Raw genomic sequence first — 21,475 nt, 5'->3', positions numbered from 1 at the left:
GCTTGTCAATCGTCCTCGCCCGCGATCACGCGCGCAAAGACGAGCGTGGTGACGCGAGCGCCCGCGCGCTCGAGCACGGCGACGCACCCCTCCGACGTCGCGCCCGTCGTGAACACGTCGTCGACCAGGACGACGTGCCGCCCCGCAATGGCGGTTGCATCCCGCACCGCAAAGGCGCCCGCGACCGCCCATCGACGCTCGCCCGGCCCCAGCCCGCGCAGCACCGGCGTCGCGCGCGTCCGCACCAACAGCTCGTGCCTGAACGGCACCCCCGCGCCGCGCCCCAGCGCGCCGGCGATCAGCGCCGCCTGGTTATAGCCGCGCGACCAGAGCCGCCCGCGCGCCAGCGGCACCGGCACGATCAGCTCGGCACCCGCCGGCATCAGCCGCCGCATCGCCGCCGCCACCGGCTCGGCATGCCCCAGCCGCCGCGCGTATTTGAGCTTGAGCAGCACGTCTCGTGCGACCGGGCCATAGGCGACCGCCGCCCGCACGCGCGCATCCTCCACCGGCAGGAAGTCGAGCCGCTGCCAGCATCCGGCGCAGAAACGGTGCATCTCGCCCGTCACCGCAGCGCAGGCCGGGCATCGCGGCGGCAGCGCATAGTCGACGAGCGCGTGGGCCACCTTGGCGACGATCTTCCTGGCGACAATCCCCCTCACCGCCCCCTTGTGCGGGGCCGCCGCCCGGCGCACAAGCGCCCGCGATGGCGAGCTCCCCGCCCCCCGAACCCTTCTCGCGAAGCGCCCGGCGCCTTCGCCGCGACCGCGCCGCATCGGGCTATGCCGGCCACGACTTCCTTCGCGCCGCGATGCTCGATGGCATCATGGAGCGGCTGGAGGGGGTGAAGCGACCGCTCACCGATTTTCTCGACATTGGCTGCTTCGACGGCGCCTTCATGCCCCCGCCCGGCGCTCGCGTCGCGCGGCTCGACGCCGGCTTTGCCTTTGCCAAGGGCGCGGGCGGCGTGCAGGGGGACGAGGATCGCCTGCCTTTCGCCGATGCCAGCTTCGACTGCGTCGTCACCGCCGGCGTGCTCGACCAGGTCAACGACGTGCCCGGCGCGCTGGCGCTCGCCCGGCGCGTGCTGCGGCCCGACGGGCTGTTCCTCGGTGCGTTCGTCGGCGCGGGCAGCCTTCCCGTCCTGCGCGCCGCGCTGCTGGAGGGGGAGGCGCCGCGGGCCGTCGCGCGCGTCCACCCGCAGATAGACGTGAGGTCGGCGGGCGACCTGCTCGTACGCGCCGGCCTCACCTTGCCCGTCGCCGATATCGAGCCGCTCGCCGTCCGCTATGCGGGCCTTGGACGCCTGATCGAGGATCTGCGCGGCATGGCGGCGACCAACCTCTTAAAGGGCACGCCGCCGCTCACCCGCCCCGCGCTCGCCCGCGCGGCCGAGGCGTTCGCCGCGCGCGCCGATGCCGACGGCCGCGTGACCGAGCGCTTCCAGATCGTCTTCCTCACCGGCTGGGCACCCGATCCCAGCCAGCCCAAGCCCGCCCGTCGCGGCAGCGCCACGGCGAGCCTGGCGGCGGCGCTCAAACCGGGCGGTCCGGACGCCTAGCCGATGTGCAACCGCTATCGCATGAGCGCCGCCCAGGCCGAGCTCGCCCAGCGATACGGCGTCCGGGTGCCCTACCCGCCCGACCTCCAGCTGCCGCCGCCCGAACTCTTCCCCAAATATCTCGCCTGGACGGTGCACGAGGTCGGCGGCGAACGGCGGCTGACGCCGATGCGCTGGGGCTTTCCGATCACCGTCACCGGCAAGAGCGGCCAGCCGACCCAGAAGGCGGTGACCAACGTCCGCAACTATGGCTCGCTTTTCTGGCGCCGCGCGCTCGGCGATCCGGCGCGCCGCTGCCTCGTGCCCTTCACCGACTTCTGCGAGTGGGAGGGCGCCGCGGGCGCCAAGACCGCGCGATGGTTCGACGTGCCGACGCAAGCGATCACCAGCTTCGCCGGCGTGTGGCGACCGGGGCCGGAGGGGCCGCTGATGGCGTTCCTCACCACCGACCCCAACCCGCTCGTCGCGCCGATCCATCCCAAGGCGATGCCCGTCCTGCTCGCAGCCGAGGATGAGGCGACGTGGCTGACCGCACCGGTGGCGGACGCGCTGACGCTCGCCGCGCCGTTTCCCTCGCAGTTGATGCGGGTGACCTGACGCCGTTGCCGCAGGGACCGGGACGGTCCGCTTATGCCCCGATCGCGAAGTCGATAGCGGCCCCCTTCCCCCTCCCGCCCCTTGCTAAGGCGCCCCACGAATCTTCGCATTCGCAACATCGCCGGGCGCGCCCGCGCGGCCTTCCTGCCGCCTCCCCGCCGCGACCGGACAGACCGGGAAGGCTTTGAATGACCGCCATCGGCAACGACACGCTCGGCACTCGCGACACGCTCACCGTCGGCGGCAAGTCGTATCAATATTACAGCCTGGCCAAGGCCGCCGCGAAGCTGGGCGACGTCAGCCGCCTGCCCTTCTCGATGAAGGTGCTGCTCGAGAACATGCTCCGCTTCGAGGACGGCACGACCGTCACGCCGGACGACGCGCAGGCGATCGTCGACTGGCAGAAGGAGCGCCGCAGCGACCGCGAGATCCAGTATCGCCCCGCGCGCGTGCTGATGCAGGACTTCACCGGCGTCCCCTGCGTCGTCGACCTGGCGGCGATGCGCGACGCGATCACCGGCCTGGGCGGCGACGCGGCCAAGATCAATCCGCAGGTCCCCGTCCATCTCGTGATCGACCACTCGGTGATGGTCGACGAGTTCGGCACGCCCAAGGCGTTCGAGCAGAATGTCGAGATCGAGTATCAGCGCAACGGCGAGCGCTACGAGTTCCTGAAGTGGGGATCGAAGGCGCTCGACAATTTCTCGGTCGTTCCGCCGGGCACGGGCATCTGCCACCAGGTGAACCTGGAGTATGTCAGCCAGGCGATCTGGTCGTCGGACGCACCCGACGGCTCGACCATCGCCTATCCCGACACGCTGGTCGGCACCGACAGCCACACGACGATGGTCAACGGGCTGGGCGTGCTCGGCTGGGGCGTCGGCGGGATCGAGGCGGAGGCGGCGATGCTCGGCCAGCCCGTGTCGATGCTGATCCCGGAAGTCGTCGGCTTCAAGCTGACCGGCAAGCTGTCGGAGGGCATCACCGCCACCGACCTGGTCCTCACCGTCACGCAGATGCTGCGCGCCAAGGGCGTGGTCGGTCGCTTCGTGGAGTTCTATGGCCCCGGCCTCGCCTCGATGAGCCTCGCCGATCGGGCGACGATCGCCAACATGGCGCCCGAATATGGCGCGACCTGCGGCTTCTTCCCCGTCGACGATCGCACGCTCGACTATATGCGTCTCACCGCCCGCTCGGAAGAGAATGTCGCGCTGGTCGAGGCTTATGCCAAGGCGAACGGCTTCTGGCGCCATGACGATGCCGAGGATCCCGTGTTCACCGACACGCTCGAGCTCGACATGTCGACCGTCGTTCCCAGCCTCGCCGGCCCGAAGCGCCCGCAGGACCGCGTGCCGCTGACCGACGTCGACGACGTGTTCAACGGCGACCTCGCCAAGGTCTACAAGAAGGACGCCCCCGCCCGCGTCGGCGTCGAGGGTGAAAGCCACGACATCGGCGACGGCGACGTCGTCATCGCCGCGATCACCAGTTGCACCAACACCTCGAACCCGTCGGTGCTCGTCGCCGCCGGCCTCGTCGCCCGCAAGGCGCGCGAGAAGGGCCTCAGCCCCAAGCCGTGGGTCAAGACCTCGCTCGCCCCCGGATCGCAGGTCGTCACCGACTATCTGGAGAAGGCGGGGCTGCAGGCCGATCTCGACGCGGTCGGCTTCAACCTCGTCGGCTATGGCTGCACGACCTGCATCGGCAATTCGGGTCCGCTGGCGGAGCCGATCTCGGCCGCGATCAACGGCAACGACATCGTCGCCGCCTCGGTCCTCTCGGGCAACCGCAACTTCGAGGGCCGCGTGTCGCCCGACGTGCGCGCCAACTTCCTCGCTTCGCCGCCGCTCGTCGTCGCCTACGCGCTAAAGGGCACGGTGACCGAGGACATCTACTCGACGCCGCTGGGCGAAGGCACCGACGGCCCGGTCTTCCTCAAGGACGTCTGGCCCTCGAACGACGAGGTCCGCCAGGTGATCGAGGCGAACATCGATGACGAGATGTTCCGCTCGCGCTACTCGAACGTCTATGCCGGTGATCGCCACTGGGCGGGCATCAGCGTCGAGGGGTCGGACACCTATGCGTGGCCGCCCGCTTCGACCTATATCGCCAACCCGCCGTATTTCGAGGGCATGGACATGACGCCGGCGCCGGTCGGCGACATCGTCGAGGCCAAGCCGCTGGCGATCCTGGGCGATTCGATCACTACCGACCACATCAGCCCTGCGGGCTCGATCAAGGCCGACAGCCCGGCGGGCAAGTGGCTGATGGAGCATCAGGTCTCGAAGGGCGACTTCAACAGCTATGGCGCGCGCCGTGGCCATCACGAGGTCATGATGCGCGGCACCTTCGCCAACATCCGCATCAAGAACGAGATGGTCCCCGGCATCGAGGGCGGCATGACTCGCTATGGCCAGGAGGTCATGCCGATCTATGACGCCGCACAGCGTCACAAGGCGGACGGCACGCCGCTCGTTGTCATCGGCGGTAAGGAATATGGCACCGGCTCGTCGCGCGACTGGGCGGCGAAGGGCACCAACCTGCTCGGCGTCCGCGCGGTCATCACCGAGAGCTTCGAGCGCATCCACCGCTCGAACCTGGTCGGCATGGGCGTGCTGCCGCTGGTCTTTGCGGACGGCGTGACGCGCCAGACGCTGGGCCTGACCGGCGACGAAACCTTCACGATCCTGGGCGTCGCCTCGCTCAAGCCGCGCCAGGACGTCGAGGTCGAACTGACGCGCGCCGACGGCACCAAGGAGACGTTCCTGACCAAGTGCCGCATCGATACCGCCAACGAGCTGGAGTATTTCCTCAATGGCGGCATCCTCCAGTACGTGCTGCGCAAGCTCGCCGCCTGAGGGGTAAGGACGTGAGAAAAAGGGCGGTCCGGTGAAAGCCGGGCCGCCCTTTTTCGTTGTCCGATGTGGGTGGCGGCCCGGACGTCACCCCTCGTCCGGGCCGCACCGCTGGCGGCTTCTTCCTTCTCCCCCCGGTCAGAAGGCGAAGCACAGGCCCGCGGAAAGCCGTTTCGGCGCGCCCCCGCGCCTCACTGCTCGCGCAAGCTATGCCGCAGAGTGCGGTCGCGGCCCGTGTTGCAAATTGCGGCAATCGGCGGAATCGCGCGGTTCGGCCGGTTGGTGAGGGAACTACGCGTCGGTCACCATGACTCGGCGGAGCAGCGCCATGATGGCCGCGTCGCCCTGCCAGCGCGCGGCGATGCGCCGGGTGAGCGGCCGGGTCGACCAGCGCTCGCCCAGATCGACTGCCTCGGTCAGCAACGCAAGCAGCGACGCACGATCCCCCATCGACGACGCGAAGAAGGCTGGCGCCTCCCGCTGCCGTCGGGCGCCGGCCGCGATTTCCTCCCGCGCCTGGGCGATGACGACCGCGATCGCGCGCGCCGGGTCGCTCGCCACGGCCGCGTCCAGTGCCGCCGACCGTTCGAGCAGCTGCGGGTCGCCGCGCAGCCGCGCCCGCTCGCGCACCGCCCGGGCATAGCCGGCGATGTCGCCCTGCCCGATCCGAGCCCAGGACAGGCAGGTCTGGATCGTCGCATCGCCCGGCATCGCCTGCGCAAGCGTGGTCAGCTGGGCGATCGCGAGCGTGTCGCGCCCGGCCAGCCAGTGCGAGCATGCCTGCTCGACATCGATCACCCGCGAACCGGGCGACAACAGCCGCGCCATCTCGTACTGCTGCTGGGCACCCGCGTCACGGCCCATATAGGCAAGCACATTGGCCAGCCAGAAATGCGTCTGCCAATCGCGCGGATCATGGTCGATCGCGCGCTGAAACCGTGAGAGCGCCCGATCGGCATCGCCCGACCACCAATAGTCGATGAAGCCCATCGCCCGGTTCGCGGCCGGCAGCTCCGGATCGATCGCCAGCGCCGCCTCCGCCGCCGCCCGCGCGCGGCGAAAGGCGGTCGGCTCGTCCAGGCTGCCATATTCGTGGAGGATCAGCCACGCCTCGGCGAGCCCGGCATGCGCCGGCGCAAAGCCCGGATCGCGCGCGATCACCTGCTGGTAGAGCTTGATCGCGTGGTTCAGATCCTCGGGCGTCCGCCGTGCCCAGGCGTCGCGCGCGGCGACATAGGTGCTGGCGACGGCAGGATCACGCGGCATCGCCAGCGCCGCGGGCGCCGGATCACGCCAGAGCACCACCCCGGCAACGACCGCGACCGCCACCACCGCGCCCGCCAGCGCGATCGGCGTCCGCCCTCGCATTCGCCGGACCGGGGGCGCAGGCGGCGGCGCAGGCGCATCGACTTCCGGCTCGGGATCGGTCGGCGGCGCAGGCGCGACCACGTCCGGCTCCGCATCCCCCTGCTGGAGCGCCCAGGCGGCAAGCTCGTCCTCGAACGCGAAGACCGATCCCTGCTTCCCGCCGGGCAGCCGCCGAACGGGCAATGCCCGTTCGCGCGCCCAGCGCATCACCGTCGTACGGTCGCGGTTGAAATAGGCGGCGATAGACTTCCAACCGTCGAGACGCCTTGCTTTGGCAAGATCAGAACTCGACATCGAACGCCCCTGAACCGATAGTTTACCAGTGCAATAGCAGATGGAAAGTGGACGTCAGCAGTGAAAGCGGGTCAAAACCGCCAATCTTCGTGGCCGGTTTCCGATGTTACTTCATCAGAACGCATAGACGACCGACGCGCGGCTGGTCGTGTCGGTGCTGACCCGGCCGACCGGCGGTGCCGATTCATATTGCACGACATAGGAGAACTGCATCTGTAGCGGCCCCAGCACCCTGGCGCTCAAGGCGGTGACGCTCGACACCGTGCTGTTGGCGCTTTGCAGATAGGCCGACGCATCCTGGCGGAGCGTCAGGCTGGGCGTCAGCTGCCAATCGAAGTCGATCGACCCACGCGCGGCGATGTTGTTCTCCAGCGTCTGGTCGATGAAGTCGGTGCGCCGGAACGCCGGCCCCAATTCGACCTCCAGCGACATGCCCGTCCGCTTGATCGGCGTGTAACCGGCACCGACTGACGCCGAGTAACGACTGGTGTATCCCAGGAACCGGTCCGCCTCGAACTGCGCCGCGCCATAGAAATAGAGGCGGTCGTCGACCTTGTAGTTGGGCTCGTAAGCGGCGACGTAACGCTCACGCGAGACGATGCCGAAGCTTTCCTGGTAATCGGCCTGCGCCATCCATTTGTGGCGCCAGCGCAGCCCCTCGCGCGTGACCTCCAGCTTGCCCGACACGCCGATATTGTCCGAATTGCCGCTCGTCTGGAACGCGGCGACCTCCGCTCGTCCCTTGATGAGCGACAGGAAGTCGGCCTCCCGCAGCCGCTTCTGCGCCGAGGCATAGCGGTCGTTCTTCCACGCCTGGGCGATCCGAGACATCGCGGGCGCGGCCGGGATCTTCACCTCATTGGCATATTTGACGAGCGTATCGACCTCGCCCTCGTTGCCGCTGGCGATCGCGGCATCGAGCATCGCCTTGAGTTCGACCGGAATCGTCACCGGCTGCGCCTGGTTGATCGGATCATCACCCGACACGATCGCGACCGCAACAAGGGGAAAGGACTGCAACAGCGGCATCTTCGTCCTTTATCCGACAAAAAGCGGCGACAGGATGACGCTAGGGCAAGCCGGTTCGATCAGCGAACCCGCCCGTCGTGCGCGCGGAGCACTTCGCCGAAGATCTCGAGCAGCCGCGCATAGAGCTCGCGCTTGAACGGGACGATCAGCTCGGGAAGCTCGGCCGGGGCGACCCAGCGCCAGGCGCGAAACTCGGGCTCGGCGGTCTGGATGTTGACGTCGTCGTCGGTGCCCAGGAAGCGGAACAGGAACCAGCGCTGGCGCTGCCCCCGCCACTTGCCCTTCCACACCTTACCGATCAGGTCGTCGGGCAGGTCGTAGGTGAGTTCCTCCCCCGCTTCCGCCACCAGCTCGACCTTGTCGGGGGCGATCCCCGCTTCCTCGCCCAGTTCGCGGACTGCCGCTTCCAGCGCATCCTCGCCCGGATCGATCCCGCCCTGCGGCATCTGCCACGCCTCCAGCACCGAATCGAGCCGCTGGCCGACAAACACCTCGCCCTGGGCATTGAGCAGCATCACGCCGGCGCAGGGGCGATAGGGAAGATCGGCATAGGCGGACATGGCGGCGGGCTCCGGGATTGGCGCGGGGGCGGGCAGGCCCCTAACTAGGGATGCGTGATCCCGATTGTCCATCATCCCGATTATGTCGCGCCGGCGCCCGCGCGCAGCACCTATCAGTGGAACAAGAACGGCCTGGTCCGCGACCTGCTGCGCCAAAGCGGCGCCGCGCTCGACTGGCACGCGCCCGAGCCGATGCCGCGCCGGTGGCTGGAGGCGGCGCACGATCCCGATTACGTCGCCGAAGTGATCGAGGCACGCGTGCCCTCGGTAAAGCAGCGGCGCATCGGTTTCCCCGTCACGCCCGCGGTCGCGGCGCGGTCACAGGCGGTGCCGGGCGGCACCTATCTCGCCGCGCGGCTGGCAATGGACAGGGGCTATGCCGCGAACACCGCCGGGGGCAGCCACCATGCGCTGGCGGACACGGGCGCGGGCTATTGCGTGTTCAACGACCTCGCCATCGCCGCCATCCGGCTGGTCGAGGAAGGGACGGTCGGCCGCGTGCTGATCGTCGATTGCGACGTCCATCAGGGCGACGGCACCGCTGCGCTCACCGCCGGGCGGCCCGACATCGCCACCTATTCGATCCATGCCGAGAAGAACTTCCCCGCGCGAAAGGCACGATCGACGCTCGACGTGCCGCTGCCGGACGGGGTCGGTGACGACGAGTATCTGGCGACGCTGGCGGCCACGCTCGTGCCGCTGCTGGACGATTTCGGCCCCGACCTCATCCTCTATCAGGCGGGCGTCGACCCGTTCGTCGGCGACCGGCTCGGCCGCCTGTCGCTGACGCTGGGCGGGCTGGCGGAGCGCGAGCGGCTGATCGCCCGCCTCGCGCGCGCCCGCGGCCTGCCGGTCGCGAGTGCGCTCGGCGGCGGCTATGGCGAGGACGCGCTGGAGGTGGCGCAGCGTCATGTGGCCTCGATCCTGACGCTGGGCGCCGCGATGCTCGGCGATACCGCCCTTGGGCCAGCTGGGGCGGCCGGCGGAACGGTTTAGCGGGCGGGGCGTCGCCCCTGGACGTTACGAAAGGCCAGCATGCCCGATCCCGTCATCGTCTGGTTCCGCCGCGACCTGCGCCTCGCCGACCAGCCCGCGCTCGCCGCGGCGTGCGAGGACGGGCCGGTCATCCCCGTCTATATTCTCGACGACGACGCGCCCAAGCATCACGCGATGGGCGGCGCCTCGCGCTGGTGGCTCCACCACAGCCTCGAAAGCCTCGCCGCCGACCTAAAGCACAAGGGATCGCGGCTGATCCTGCGGCGTGGCAAATCGGCGGAGGTGCTCGCCAAGCTCGCCGAAGAGACCGGCGCCGCCCGCGTCCACTGTATCCGCCACTACGAACCCTGGTGGCGCAATGCCGAGCGCGCCGTCGCCAAGTCGCTGGAGCTCTGCTGCCACGACGGTAATTACCTAGCCCGCCCCGGATCGGTCACGACGGGCAGCGGCAAGCCGTTCCGCATCTACACCCCCTTCTGGCGGGCGCTCCGCCAGCACATGCCGCCGCCCCACCCGACGCCCCGGCCGCGCAGCATCCCCGCCCCCGCCAAATGGCCGACGTCGGACAAGCTCGCCGACTGGTCGCTGCTCCCGACCAAGCCCGACTGGGCCGGCGGCTTTGCCGAGTGGCAGCCGGGCGAGGCCGGCGCGCACAAGCGCCTCGACGCCTTTCGCCGCCACGCCGACGCCTATGACGCCGAACGCAACCTCCCCTCGATCGAGGGCAGCTCGCGCCTGTCGCCGCACCTGCATTTCGGCGAGATCTCGGCGGCACAGGCGTGGCACAGGACAGAGGATGCCGGCGGATCGGTCGACACCTTCCTGTCCGAACTCGCCTGGCGCGACTTCGCGCAGAACGTCATCCTGCAATTCCCGGATTACGCGACGAAGAACGCGCGGGAGAGCTTCGACAAGCTTCCGTGGCGAGGCGGCAAGGGCGTGGCGGCGGACCTGCGCGCCTGGCAGCGCGGCCAAACCGGCTACCCGATCGTCGATGCGGGCATGCGCCAGCTCTGGACGACGGGCTGGATGCACAACCGCGTGCGGATGATTACGGCGAGCTTCCTCATCAAGCATCTGCTGATCGACTGGCGAGAGGGGGAGCGCTGGTTCTGGGACTGCCTGGTCGACGCCGATTACGGGTCGAACGCGGTCAACTGGCAGTGGACCGCCGGGTCGGGGGTCGATTCGAACATGTTCGTGCGGATCATGGCGCCGCTCACCCAGTCGGCGAAGTTCGACGCTGCCGACTATATCCGCGAATGGGTGCCGGAGCTGAAGGCGCTGGGCGACGCGGCGATCCACGATCCCGACGAAGCCGGCTGCCGCCCGCGCGACTATCCCGCCAAGATCATCGGCCATCGCGAGGCGCGCGAGCGGGCGCTCGCCGCGGCGAAGCAAATGAAGTGATTGCGCTTCGCCGCGCCCCTGCCCAAGGGAGCGGCGATGAGCGGAATGCTACGCAATCGGGGACGGCGGACGGGCGAGGTGCGCGGGCGCGTATGGGCGGGCGTCGACCGGCTGTTCGCCGCGCTGCTCGACCGGATCGACCGCGGGCTGGCGACAGGGTCGCTCGACGCGACGCTGCCTGGCGGCGGATTCCGCCGGCTGGGCGGGCGCGCCCCCGGCGCGGCGGCGGTGGTCGACCTTCGATCGTGGCGCGCGCTCTACCGGCTCGCGACCGGCGGTTCGGCGGGCTGGTACGAGGCATGGGTTGCGGGCGAATGGGCGAGCCCCGATCCGACCGCGCTGTTCGAGCTGTTCGTCGCCAATCGCCAGGGCCTGGGCGACACGGCCCGCGCGCGGCCCTGGTCGCGGATCGCGCGGCGGCTGGCGCACCTCGCCCGCCGCAACGACCGCGACGGGGCGCGGGCGAACGTCGCCTATCACTACGACCTCGGCAACGACTTCTACGCCGCCTGGCTGGACGAGACGCTCACCTATTCGAGCGCGATCTTTGCGGCGCCGGGCGAAGCGCTCGAGACGGCGCAGCATCGCAAGCTGACCGCCATCCTGGATCGAACCGACACGCGGGCGGGCAACCGCATTCTCGAGATCGGCTGCGGCTGGGGATCGTTCGCGCGCGTCGCCAGCGATGCCGGGCGCCAGGTCCAGTGCCTCACCCTATCGACCGAACAGGCCGACCATGTCCGTTCGCGCGCGCTCCCCGGCGTCGAGGTGTCGCTGACCGACTATCGCGACGCGGCCGGCACCTATGACGCGATTGCCAGCATCGAGATGGTCGAGGCGGTGGGCGAGCGCTACTGGCCCGACTATCTCGGCGCGATCGCGCGGTTGCTGAAGCCGGGCGGCCGCGCGGCGATCCAATATATCGCGATCGACGATGCGATCTTCGACAATTACGCGCGCAACGTCGACTTCATTCAGAGCTATGTCTTTCCCGGCGGGATGCTGCTGTCCGAGAGCCGCTTTCGCGCCATCGCCGATCGCGCAGGGCTCGACTGGCGGGACCGGCATGAGTTCGGCCTCGACTATGCCGAGACGCTGCACCGCTGGCGCGCGGCATTCGACTGCGCCGATGCCGAGGGCCGCCTGCCCGCCGACCTCGACGCCGCGTTCCGCAATCTGTGGCGCTATTACCTGATGTACTGCGAGGGCGGCTTCCGCGGCGGCGGCATCACCGTCGCGCAGGTGACCTTGGTGAAGCGCTAGATCTGCACCAGGTTGTTGAGGTTGATGATCGGCAAGAGGATCGCCAGCACCATCATCAGCACCAGCCCGCCCATCAGCAGCAGCACCATCGGCTCGACCAGCGCGACCAACGTCGCGACCAGCGCGTCGAGCTCGCGCTCCAACTCCCCCGACGCGCGGCCGAGCGCGGGGGCGAGGCGGCCGCTCGATTCGCCAGAGGCGACGATCGCGACGAGCATCGAGGGAAACACGCCGCTCTCCGCCATCGCCGCGCGCAGGCTGATCCCCTCGCGCACCCGCGCGGCGATGTGCAGCGCCTTGTCGCGGACGAACAGGTTGGGCGTGACCGCCGCAGCGGCCTGAAGCGCCTCGACCAGCGGCACCGCGCTCTCGACGAGCGTCGCCAGACTGCCGGCGAAGCGCGCGGCGTTGAACTGCCGGCTGAACCGCGCGAACGGCCGGTTCTCGTTGAAGAAGCGGTGGACGCGGAGGCGATTGGCGGGGACGCGCGCCCAGCGGCCATAGAGCAGGAACGCGGCGGCAGCGGCGATCAGGACGTAGAGGCCATAATTCTGGATGAATGCGCTCACCGCGATCAATGCGCGGGTGAGGAAGGGCAGCTCGGCGCCGCGCGACACGAACACGCGGACGATGTCGGGCACGACATAGACCATCAGCAGCACCATCATGCCGAAACTGACGGTGGCGAGCAGCGCGGGATAGAGGAGAGCCAGCTGGAGCTTCTGCCCGTTCGCCTGCCGGTTTTCGACGAAGACGGCGAGGTGGTCGAGCACGCTGGCCAGCCGCCCCGATTGCTCGCCCGCCGCGACGGAGGCGCGATAGAATTCGGGGAAGGCCTTGGGGTGCAGCCCCAGCGCCGCGGCGAAGCTGCGCCCGTCAAGGATCGCGCCGCGCACGTCGGTCAGCAGCGCGGTCACCGCCGGCACCTCCGACTGCTGCGCGACGAGGCGGAGCGATTCCTCGATGGTGATGTCGGAGCCGATCAGCGTCGAGATCTGCCGCGTGACCGTCGCGAGCTGGCGCGCCGACAGTCCGCGACGGCGCAGCGACGGCAGCTTGATCCCGCCGACCGCGGGCCCCGCGTCGTTGGCGGGCTCGACCGACAGCGGCAGCAGCGCCTGCTCGCGCAGCAGTGCACGGGCGGCGGCGGGCGACGACGCCTCGATGATCCCCTTGCGCGCGGTCCCTTCGCGAGTGGCGGCGCGATACGCGTAGGCGGTCATGCGATCCCCCTAACTGTCACCCCGGACTTGTCCCGGGGTCCACCGTGCCGCCAGCCAAGCCGCCGCTGGGTACGCGGGCCGGTGGACCCCGGAACAAGTCCGGGGTGACGATGAAGATGCAAGGTCACGCCTCCTCGCGCGTCACCCGCGCGACCTCCTCCACCGTCGTCAGGCCTGCGCGCAGCTTGGCGATGCCGTCGTCCAGCAGCGACGGGTTCTCAGCCCGCGCATGCCGCTCGAGTTCCGCCTCCGATGCGCCATCATGGATCATCGCCTGAAAGCGGTCGTCGATCGCCACCACCTCGTACAGGCCGGCCCGCCCGCGATAACCGTCGCCGTGGCAGGCATCGCATCCCTCGGCGCGCCAGATCGGCTCGCCAACGCGAAGGCCGCCGCCGACCATCGCCACGTCGCCCTCGCTCACCACTTCCTCGCGCCGGCACGTCTGGCACAGCCGCCGCACCAGCCGCTGCGCACACAACCCGACCACCATCGGCGCGAGCAGATAGCGCTCGACACCCATGTCGATCAGCCGCGTCACCGATCCCACCGCCGAATTGGTGTGGAGAGTCGAGAGGACGAAATGCCCCGTCATCGCCGATCGCACCGCGACCTGCGCCGTCTCCTGGTCGCGGATCTCGCCCACCATGATGACGTCGGGATCCTGGCGAAGGATCGCGCGCAGCCCGCGCGCGAACGTCATGTCGGTGCGCGGATTGACCTGCGTCTGGGCAATGCCCGACAGCTCATACTCGATCGGGTCCTCGACCGTCATGACGTTGCGCCGCCGGTCGTTGAGCCGGGTGAGCGCCGTATAGAGCGTCGTCGTCTTGCCGGACCCGGTCGGCCCGGTGACGAGGAGGATGCCGTGGGGCCGCTCCAGCAGCCGCGTGAAAACGGTGCGATCGCGCTCGCTCATGCCCAGCGAGCCGAGGTCGAGCGTCATCGACCCGCGCTCCAGCAATCGCATCACCACGCGCTCGCCATGCTGGGTCGGGATCGTCGAGACGCGCGCGTCGACATCGTGACCGCCGACGCGCAGCGTCACGCGGCCATCCTGCGGCACGCGCTTCTCCGCGATGTCGAGCTTGGCCATCACCTTGATGCGGCTGACGAGGAGCGGCGCGAGCGCGCGCTGCGGCTCGACCACGTCGCGCAGCACGCCGTCGATGCGGAAGCGCACGACGAGCCGCTTTTCCTGCGTCTCGACGTGAACGTCGGACGCGCCCTCCTTGATCGCCTCGAGCAGCAACGCGTTGATGAGGCGGATGACGGGCGAATCGTCGCGGGTGTCGAGCAGATCGTCGACCGCCGCGGCGGAGTCGGCCAGTGCGGCAAGGTCGGTGCCGTCGATCTCGAAGTCCGCCGCCTGTGCCGCGCGGTCGCCGTACGAGGCACCGAGCGCCGCATCGAACGCCTCGTCCGCCACCGGCACCAGCCGCGCGGCCGGCGCGATCCGCTGCACCTCAATCAGTGCGTCTAGGCCGACGCCGGCGCGGTGGACACATTCGGCACCGTCCGGGCTCTCGCGGAGCACCACGCCGTGCCGGCGCGCGAAGCTATAGGGGAGCATCGCGGTCATGGCGCGAAGCTCACTTGCGCCTCGACCATGCCCGCGTTCGGCCGCCGAACGATCCGCGCCGACGTGACCGCCAGCGTTGAGGACCGGCTGAGGTCGGCGAGCCAGCCGACGACCTTTGCGTAGTCACCCTCGCTCACGACCGCACGCACGCCCCCGCCCTGCGGCTCGACCGCGACCGACAGCGCCTGTGCCTGCGCCGCTGCCTGGACGATCTCCACCGGGCTGCCGGTGCGGCGCTGCGCGGTCTGCGGCTGGAGCTTGCCCACGGCGCGGATGCGCGCGGACAGCGTCTCATAGGTGCGGATGTCGGCGCGCGCCTCCGCCCGTGCGGCCTGGAGCGGCTTGATTACGCCATAGACCAGCGCCGCGCCCGCGATCAGCAGTCCCAGCACCGTCAGCAGCACGCGCTCGCGCTGGCTGAGCGTCGCCCACCAGCCCTCGAACCGGGCGATCGCGGCGTCGAGCCGGGGGTCGCGAAGCTCGATCCTCATGCACCCCTCGCGGTCAGGCGGAGCGTGCCGTTCGGCAGCGTCGTGACCTCGCCCGACAGGCGCGCGTCGCTGATCGCCCCGCTCAGCCGCCCGGCCAAGCCCGGTTGCAGCGGCTCCAGATCGACCATCAGCGCGTCGCCGCGAAAGCCGATGCCCCGCACCGCCATCTGGCCGTTGAGCGGCGCCAGTGTCGCCGAAACGCGCGACAATAGCGGCAGGAACGCGCTGTATCGCTTGGGTTCGGGCAGCAAGTCGGCGACCGTGCCGGCAAGGTCGTCGCCAGTCGTTGGCGTTCCGGGCGAGGCCGTGGCCACAAGCATTCGCGTATCGTCCTCGCGCCGGTCGGCGATCGCGCGCAGCATCATCGTATCGGCGGCGGCGATGCCGACATGCGCAGTCAGCCCGATCGCCCCCACCCAGAACAGCCGCCGTCCCCAGCCGGGCAGCGACGCCGCCCGCCGGCGGCCGTAAATGCCCTGACGCAGATCGAGCGCCGGCTCCGCGATGCGCCGCGCCAGCGACAGCTCGCCGAGCTCGGCAGGGAGCGCGGCCATCGCCTCAGGCAAAGGGGCGCCATAGTTGCGGATCGGCGGGCGTCCCGCGGCTTCCCACGCCGCAGCGATCATCGGCGCGGGCATCGCAAAGCCAGTACCGTCGCCAGTCCGCACCACCGCGCGCGTCTCGCCAAGCTCGACCGCCCACTCGCCCGCGTCCGGCCGGGGCAGCGCGAGCGCGTCGGGGACGAAGGCGGCGTCGGGATGACCGGCGAGCGCGGCTTCCTCGATCCAAGCCTGCATCTGCGCATGGCGGACCACGCCGACCAGGAAGCGGCGCGGCGACAGTTCGGACCCGAGCGCCAGGTGCACCGCGTCGAGCGGATCGGCGATCAGCTCCTCGACGGCAAAGGGCAAGGCTTCCAGTCGCTTGGCCCGGCTCGGCAGCGGCAGGTCGACGGCGAGCAGCCGCACCGCCTCGCCCGGCACCAGCATGGTTGCCGCGCCGCCCGCCTCGTCTATGATGAGCGAGGATGGCTCCGAGCCGGCTGTCACATTGCTTTCATTCTGGCGACGCATGGGGCGGCGATGCACATCCTTTTGAAACAGTTTCATGACAGCCGCGACGACGCCGCGCAATCGCGTCTTCCACGGGACACCGAAGCGGGCCTGACGCTCGTCGAGATGATCGTGGTGCTGGCGATCATCGCGCTCGTCGCCGCGCTGATCGTCCCCAACGTCATCGGCCGCCCGGACGAGGCGCGGGTGACCGTCGCCAACACCGACATCCGCACCATCTCCGCCGCGCTCAAGATGTACCGCCTCGACAATGGCGACTATCCGACGACGGCGCAGGGGCTGAAGGCGCTGGCCGAAAAACCCTCGACCCCGCCGATCCCGTCGAACTGGTCGGGCGACGGCTATCTCGGCGAAGTGCCGGCGGACCCCTGGGGCAATCCCTATCAGTATAGCGCGGAGGGCGGCACCTTCACGCTCAAGTCGCTGGGCAAAGACGGCAAGCCGGGCGGCGAGGGCCTAGACGCGGACCTCGACGGCAAGAAGTGATGCGGCGCGCGGTCGCGCTTTGCCAGCGGCACTGACGTGAGCCTCCCATCTCGTCCTTCTTCGTCACCCCGGACCTGTTCCGGGGTCCACCTTGCCGCGTACCCGGCCGCCGCGGCACTTGCGGTCCGGTGGACCCCGGAACAAGTCCGGGGTGACGATCATGCAGGAAAGGTCCCGTGCTCCCGCGAAGGCGGGAGCCTTGGGTCAAGAGCGCAATGGCGGCCGGTCCTGCTTGGCCCTGGGCTCCCGCCTTCGCGGGAGCACGGTGGCGCGTCGGCCGGGGGGCAATCCGGCATGACCCTGATCGAGATGCTGATCGTCCTCGCGATCATTGCGGTCGCGGCCGGTGCGGTCACGCTCGGAATCGGCGCCGCCACTCGCGCGCCGTCCGTACAGAGCGAGGCGCAGCGGCTTGCCGAACGGCTTCAGGCCGCTGCCGACGACGCGATGCTCGGCGACGCCCTCGTCGCCTTCACCGCTGAGAAGACCGGCTACGGCTTCGCGCGCTTCGACGGCCAGACGTGGCAGCCGGTGGGCGGCGACGCGCTCGGCTTTCATCCGCTCCCCGGCGGCATGACGATGCGGCTGTCGGCCAAGCCGCCGGTCGTGCTCGGCCCCGAGGGGTCGGGCAAGCCGCTGATCGCTGTCATCGCCGAGCGCGGCCAGTCGGTCAGCGTCGCCTATGACGGCCTCACCGCCCGCGTGGTGCCGGGAACATGAGGGTGCGCGTTCTCCCTCGGCCCCAAACTGGGCGCAGCGTTTTGGACACGTCCTTCGACAAGCTCAGGACGAACGGGGGTGGTTCAGCCACACGCCGCATCGCTCTTGGCACGTCCTTCGACAGGCTCAGGACGAACGATGGAGGGGGCTCGGGGCCCACCCACTCCGTTCGTCCTGAGCCTGTCGAAGGACGTGCCCCGAACGACGCAACCGCCGGCTTCTCCCTCATCGAGGCGCTCGTCGCGCTCGCGATCCTCGCCATCGCCACCGTCGGGCTGGTCCGCACCGTCGAAACGCACATCGACTCGACCCGCGCGATGGAGGGGCGGCAAGCGGCGATGTGGGTCGCCGAGAACCGCCTCGCCGAGATCGAGGCGCGGATCGACGGCGCGAACGAGGTCGAGATGATGGGCCGCCGCTGGCGCATCGCCGTCGCCGAGCGCGCGACCGACGATCCCGCCATCCGCCGCGTGCGCATCGACGTGTTCGAAAGCGGCGCCCGGCAGGCCTCGCCGCTTGCATCGCTCGACGGTTTCGTGGACGCAGAAGGCGCATGAAGCGCGCGCTCGACCTCAATCCCCGGCAACAGCGAATTGCGCTCGATCTCGTGACGGGCGTGATGGTGGTGTCGGTCGCGTTCGCGCTCGCCGGCCTGACCTGGCGGCTGGCGGGTCATGCCGGGCAGGGCGCGATCACCGTTCCATCGGGCAGCCGCCCGGTGCCGCCGCCGGACCTATCGCCCGCGCTCGCCTGGAGCCCGTTCGGCCGCGCGGCCCAGACCGAACAGGCAGTCCCGACCTCGATCCAGCTGGTGCTGAAGGGCGTGGTCTTCGCGATCCCGCAGAGCTTCGCCGTCGCCTATGTCAGCGAGGCGGGCGGCACCGCGCGCGCCGTCCGCGTCGGCGAGGCGCTCGGCGGTGCGACCATCCAGTCGATCCAGCGCGACCGCATCCTCCTCGACAATGCCGGCCGTGTCGAGTTCCTCGCCTTCCCCGATCCGGCCGCGCTGCTCCAGCGGCTTGATGCGACGCCGACCGATGGCGGCTATCGCATCGGCAGCGGCTCGCTGCCGGGGATGCGACCGGGCGACGTTGTCCAGTCGGTCAACGGCCAGGCGCTCGGCCGCGGTGCCGCCGACCAGGCCGCGTTCGCCGCGGCGCAGGCCAGCGGCTCGGCGCAACTTCAGGTTCTTCGCGACGGCAAGCCGATGACGCTCACCGTCCCGCTACGCTAGAGAAGTATCCGTGAACCACGCTTTCCGCCGCACCCTACTCGCCTGCGCGCTCGTCGCCACCGCCGCGCAGCCGATCGCGCTGTCCGCACAGGAGGCGCCGGGCGACATCGTCGTCAACATGCGCGGGGTCGAGATCGCCGATGTCGCCGACCAGATTTCGCGCCTGACCGGCCGCACGCTGATCCTGGATCCAGCGGTCAAGGGCGTCGTCACCGTCACCTCGGCCCAGCCGCTGTCGCCCGACGGCGTTTGGGAGCTTTTCCAGTCGGTGCTGCGCGCCAATGGCTTTGCCGCGGTGCGTTCGGGCCGCGCGTGGCGGATCGTGCCCGCGGCCAATGCGGTGCGCGACGGCGGCGTCCGCCGCTCCGCGTCCGGCCAGGAACTGACCACGCGGATGATCCGCCTGTCGAACGTGCCCGCGGGCGAGGCGGCGCGGATCGCGCGGCCGCTGGTCGCCAGCTTCGGCTCGGTTGAGCCGCTCGCCAGTCCCAACGCGATTGTCGTCACCGACTATGCCGACAATGTCCGTCGGATCGAGGCGCTGATGCGCAACCTGGATGGCGGCGGCGGCCAGAGCTTCGCGACCATCCCCTTGCGCAACGGCTCGGCGGCGGACGTCGCCGCCGCGATCGGCCAGGTGCTCGGCGAACGCGAAGCGGGCGGCGCGCGTGTCGCGGGCGATCCGCGCAGCAACGTCGTCGTCGTGCGCGGCACCCCTTCGGCGGTGGCGGAGGCGCGCCGGATCGCGCTGTCGCTCGACACGCCGGGCGGCGCGACGCCGATCACCCGCGTCTTCCGCCTCAACTATGCCGATGCCGAAAGCGTGACGGAGGTGATGCGCGGCGTGCTGGGCCAGGAAGCGGAAGCGACCAACCCCGTCGCGCGAAGCCTTCAGTCGCGCGGCACGCGCGGCGGCCTCGGCACCAACGCCAATCGCAGCCCGACCGCGGCGCTCGCCGGCCTGGTCAACCAGAGCAACCAGCAGGCGCTGGGCGCCGTTGGCGGCCTGAACGGCGGCAGCGCCGGTGGCGGCTCGACCATCTCGACGGTCGGCCAGAACGAGCGCGAGGCGACGCCGCAGGGCTTTTCCACCCCCGACCTTACCGTCCAGCCTGCCCCCGACATCAACGCCATCGTCGTGCGCGGCACGCCGAGCGCGATGGCGGGGATGGACACGCTGATTGCCGACCTCGACGTCCGCCGTCCGCAGGTGCTGCTGGAAGCCGCGATCGCCGAGATCACCGGCGACGAGGCCGAGCGGCTGGCGGTGCAGATCGGCAGCGCGGGCACCGTGCTCGACCAGGTTGAGGGAGTGGCGACCAGCTTCGGTTCGCCGGGCGCAGGGGTGTCGCTGGGGACGATCCTCCAGACCTTAGGCGTGCCCGCAGGTGCGCTACTGACCGGCGGCCTGACCGGCAATATCGCGTTCGGCAACGACTTCTCGATTCTCGTCCAGGCGCTCGGCACCTCGACCAAGGCAAACCTGCTCTCGACGCCATCGGTGACGGTGCTCGACAACAAGGTGGGTGAGTTCGTGGTGGCGCAGGAAGTGCCGTTCGTGACCGGATCGGTGCTCACCAACAACAATGGCGCCGCGCCCTATACCTCGATCGAGCGCAAGGACGTGGGCATTACCCTCCGCGTCCTGCCGCGCGTCAACGCGGGCGACACGATCCGGCTGGAGGTAAGCCAGGAAGCCTCGACGATCGCGACGACGCAGCTCAACCAGGCGGCCGACCTCATCACCAATCGCCGTGCGATCAACACGACGGTGCTGGCTGACAACGGCCGCACGATCGTGCTCGGCGGGCTCATCAACGACGATTATATCCGCGCGCGCAGCCAGGTGCCGATCCTCGGCGACATCCCGCTGGTCGGCGAGCTGTTCAAGTCGCGCCAGGAGCAGCGCCAGAAGCGAACGCTGTTCATCTTTCTCAAGCCGACGATCCTGCGCGATCCCGACGCCACCGCCGCCGCCGCCGCCGAGCGCTATCAGCGACTGCGCGGGATCGAGGCGGGCCTCGCCGATCGCAACAGCCTCCTCCTCAACCCGCCCGCGCCGCGCCTGACCGTGGAGATCGACGGGATCTACTAGGTCGAGAAAGTCGGGAGACATCAGCGCCTTCACGCATTGACCCATGTGAAGGCCGATCACCGTCGATCGATGCCGCCGGAAAGGAGACCCCTCATGGCGACCGAACCGCGCGATCAGCGTGCCCTGACCGAAGAGGCGCTGCGCCTCAAGCAGGCGAACGCCGACAGCCCGCATCATCCCGAAAACGACGACCATGCCGATCAGGGCATCCGGTCGATCCCGTTCGAGGATCAACCGCCATCGGGTGCCTTCGATGCGGAAGGGCACCGCCCCGTCCTCGAGCGTAGCCGGAGGACGCGCTGATGCTGGTCCAGGTCAACACCGGAAAGCGTGTCGAAGGCACCGCTGACATCGCCGCGCAGATCGAGGATAGGCTGCGCTCGCGGCTCACTCGCTTCGCCGATCGCCTCACCCGCGCCGAAGTGCATGTTCGCGATGTCGACGGCCATCGCAATGGCGGCCGCGGGATCGAGGCGAGCGTCGAGCTGCGCCCGGCGGGCGGACAGCCGCTCGCCACCACCGACAGCGGTGCCGATGCCGATACCGCAGTGAGCGGCGCGCTGCGCAAGGCGGTCGATCTTCTCGACCGCCGGTTCGCCAAGCAGGACAAGGTACGCTGAAAACCCGCTCCGCGGCGG

At 69.9% G+C, this 21,475-nt stretch carries 21 protein-coding genes; 13 read left to right on the top strand and 8 right to left on the bottom strand.

The features are described 5' to 3' along the window. Window positions 1-5: 5 nt before the first annotated feature. A complete protein-coding gene (locus tag RS883_RS07295; protein WP_315764314.1) occupies window positions 6-662 on the bottom strand; it encodes a ComF family protein in 657 nt (218 codons plus the stop codon). 44 nt (window positions 663-706) lie between these two features. Between RS883_RS07295 and RS883_RS07290 the strand changes: the two genes are divergently transcribed. The 3 genes from RS883_RS07290 (at window position 707) to acnA (ending at window position 5,016) form a co-directional block, all read left to right on the top strand. Further along, window positions 707-1,561 carry a class I SAM-dependent methyltransferase gene (locus RS883_RS07290; protein ID WP_315764312.1) on the top strand — a complete coding sequence of 285 codons (855 nt, stop codon included), beginning with the start codon at window positions 707-709 and terminating at the stop codon, window positions 1,559-1,561. A gap of 21 nt (window positions 1,562-1,582) precedes the next feature. Next, window positions 1,583-2,158, top strand: coding sequence for an SOS response-associated peptidase family protein (locus RS883_RS07285; protein WP_315764310.1), 576 nt, complete (start codon window positions 1,583-1,585; stop codon window positions 2,156-2,158). Between the two features lie 188 nt (window positions 2,159-2,346). Next, window positions 2,347-5,016: an aconitate hydratase AcnA gene (acnA, locus tag RS883_RS07280; protein ID WP_315764308.1), complete on the top strand. Its 2,670-nt coding sequence runs from the start codon at window positions 2,347-2,349 to the stop codon at window positions 5,014-5,016. A 288-nt stretch (window positions 5,017-5,304) separates the two neighbouring features. Here acnA and RS883_RS07275 read toward each other — a convergent pair whose 3' ends face one another. The 3 genes from RS883_RS07275 to RS883_RS07265 form a co-directional block, all read right to left on the bottom strand. Then, window positions 5,305-6,675, bottom strand: a complete 1,371-nt coding sequence (locus tag RS883_RS07275; protein WP_315764305.1) for a tetratricopeptide repeat protein — start codon at window positions 6,673-6,675, stop codon at window positions 5,305-5,307. A gap of 114 nt (window positions 6,676-6,789) precedes the next feature. Then, a complete protein-coding gene (locus RS883_RS07270) occupies window positions 6,790-7,704 on the bottom strand; it encodes a DUF481 domain-containing protein (RefSeq protein ID WP_315764304.1) in 915 nt (304 codons plus the stop codon). 59 nt (window positions 7,705-7,763) lie between these two features. Next, entirely contained in the window at window positions 7,764-8,264 is a 501-nt protein-coding gene (locus tag RS883_RS07265; protein ID WP_315764302.1) for an RNA pyrophosphohydrolase, read from the bottom strand. A gap of 54 nt (window positions 8,265-8,318) precedes the next feature. Here RS883_RS07265 and RS883_RS07260 point away from each other — a divergent pair, with 54 nt between their 5' ends. Genes RS883_RS07260 through RS883_RS07250 form a run of 3 tightly spaced genes read left to right on the top strand, consistent with a single transcriptional unit; the run spans window position 8,319 to window position 11,933 of the window. Next, complete coding sequence (locus RS883_RS07260; protein WP_315764299.1) at window positions 8,319-9,260, top strand: histone deacetylase; 942 nt, start codon at window positions 8,319-8,321, stop codon at window positions 9,258-9,260. Window positions 9,261-9,299: 39 nt separating this feature from the next. After that, window positions 9,300-10,670, top strand: a complete 1,371-nt coding sequence (locus RS883_RS07255) for a deoxyribodipyrimidine photo-lyase (RefSeq protein ID WP_315764297.1) — start codon at window positions 9,300-9,302, stop codon at window positions 10,668-10,670. Between the two features lie 36 nt (window positions 10,671-10,706). After that, window positions 10,707-11,933 (top strand): cyclopropane-fatty-acyl-phospholipid synthase family protein, encoded by a 1,227-nt coding sequence (locus tag RS883_RS07250; protein ID WP_315764294.1) that lies wholly within the window; start codon window positions 10,707-10,709, stop codon window positions 11,931-11,933. Here RS883_RS07250 and RS883_RS07245 read toward each other — a convergent pair. From RS883_RS07245 to gspL, 4 genes are all read right to left on the bottom strand, one after another. Then, a complete protein-coding gene (locus RS883_RS07245; RefSeq protein ID WP_315764291.1) occupies window positions 11,930-13,156 on the bottom strand; it encodes a type II secretion system F family protein in 1,227 nt (408 codons plus the stop codon). The genes RS883_RS07250 and RS883_RS07245 overlap by 4 nt on opposite strands. Window positions 13,157-13,280: 124 nt before the next feature. Further along, window positions 13,281-14,738 carry a type II secretion system ATPase GspE gene (gene gspE / locus RS883_RS07240; RefSeq protein WP_315764288.1) on the bottom strand — a complete coding sequence of 486 codons (1,458 nt, stop codon included), beginning with the start codon at window positions 14,736-14,738 and terminating at the stop codon, window positions 13,281-13,283. Beyond that, window positions 14,735-15,229 (bottom strand): type II secretion system protein GspM, encoded by a 495-nt coding sequence (gene gspM, locus RS883_RS07235; RefSeq protein ID WP_315764285.1) that lies wholly within the window; start codon window positions 15,227-15,229, stop codon window positions 14,735-14,737. The genes gspE and gspM overlap by 4 nt, the downstream gene beginning before the upstream one ends. Continuing rightward, entirely contained in the window at window positions 15,226-16,278 is a 1,053-nt protein-coding gene (gspL, locus tag RS883_RS07230; protein WP_315764282.1) for a type II secretion system protein GspL, read from the bottom strand. The genes gspM and gspL overlap by 4 nt, the downstream gene beginning before the upstream one ends. 33 nt (window positions 16,279-16,311) lie before the next feature. Here gspL and gspG point away from each other — a divergent pair, with 33 nt between their 5' ends. The 7 genes from gspG (at window position 16,312) to RS883_RS07195 (ending at window position 21,457) form a co-directional block, all read left to right on the top strand. Beyond that, window positions 16,312-16,788 carry a type II secretion system major pseudopilin GspG gene (gene gspG, locus RS883_RS07225; protein WP_315764279.1) on the top strand — a complete coding sequence of 159 codons (477 nt, stop codon included), beginning with the start codon at window positions 16,312-16,314 and terminating at the stop codon, window positions 16,786-16,788. A 294-nt stretch (window positions 16,789-17,082) separates the two neighbouring features. Further along, window positions 17,083-17,508 carry a prepilin-type N-terminal cleavage/methylation domain-containing protein gene (locus RS883_RS07220; protein WP_315764276.1) on the top strand — a complete coding sequence of 142 codons (426 nt, stop codon included), beginning with the start codon at window positions 17,083-17,085 and terminating at the stop codon, window positions 17,506-17,508. Between the two features lie 41 nt (window positions 17,509-17,549). Beyond that, complete coding sequence (gene gspI / locus RS883_RS07215; protein WP_315764273.1) at window positions 17,550-18,065, top strand: type II secretion system minor pseudopilin GspI; 516 nt, start codon at window positions 17,550-17,552, stop codon at window positions 18,063-18,065. Further along, a complete protein-coding gene (locus RS883_RS07210) occupies window positions 18,062-18,742 on the top strand; it encodes a type II secretion system protein N (protein WP_315764270.1) in 681 nt (226 codons plus the stop codon). The genes gspI and RS883_RS07210 overlap by 4 nt, the downstream gene beginning before the upstream one ends. A gap of 10 nt (window positions 18,743-18,752) precedes the next feature. Further along, window positions 18,753-20,837: a type II secretion system secretin GspD gene (gene gspD, locus RS883_RS07205; RefSeq protein WP_315764267.1), complete on the top strand. Its 2,085-nt coding sequence runs from the start codon at window positions 18,753-18,755 to the stop codon at window positions 20,835-20,837. Between the two features lie 93 nt (window positions 20,838-20,930). Beyond that, window positions 20,931-21,140 carry a hypothetical protein gene (locus tag RS883_RS07200; RefSeq protein ID WP_315764264.1) on the top strand — a complete coding sequence of 70 codons (210 nt, stop codon included), beginning with the start codon at window positions 20,931-20,933 and terminating at the stop codon, window positions 21,138-21,140. Further along, complete coding sequence (locus tag RS883_RS07195) at window positions 21,140-21,457, top strand: HPF/RaiA family ribosome-associated protein (RefSeq protein ID WP_315764261.1); 318 nt, start codon at window positions 21,140-21,142, stop codon at window positions 21,455-21,457. Before RS883_RS07200 ends, RS883_RS07195 begins: the two co-directional genes overlap by 1 nt. Window positions 21,458-21,475 lie beyond the last annotated feature (18 nt).

The sequence above is a fragment of the Sphingomonas sp. Y38-1Y genome, assembly GCF_032391395.1.
In the GTDB taxonomy this organism is placed as follows: Bacteria; Pseudomonadota; Alphaproteobacteria; order Sphingomonadales; family Sphingomonadaceae; genus Sphingomonas.
This window is presented reverse-complemented; position numbering and strand designations above follow the sequence as displayed.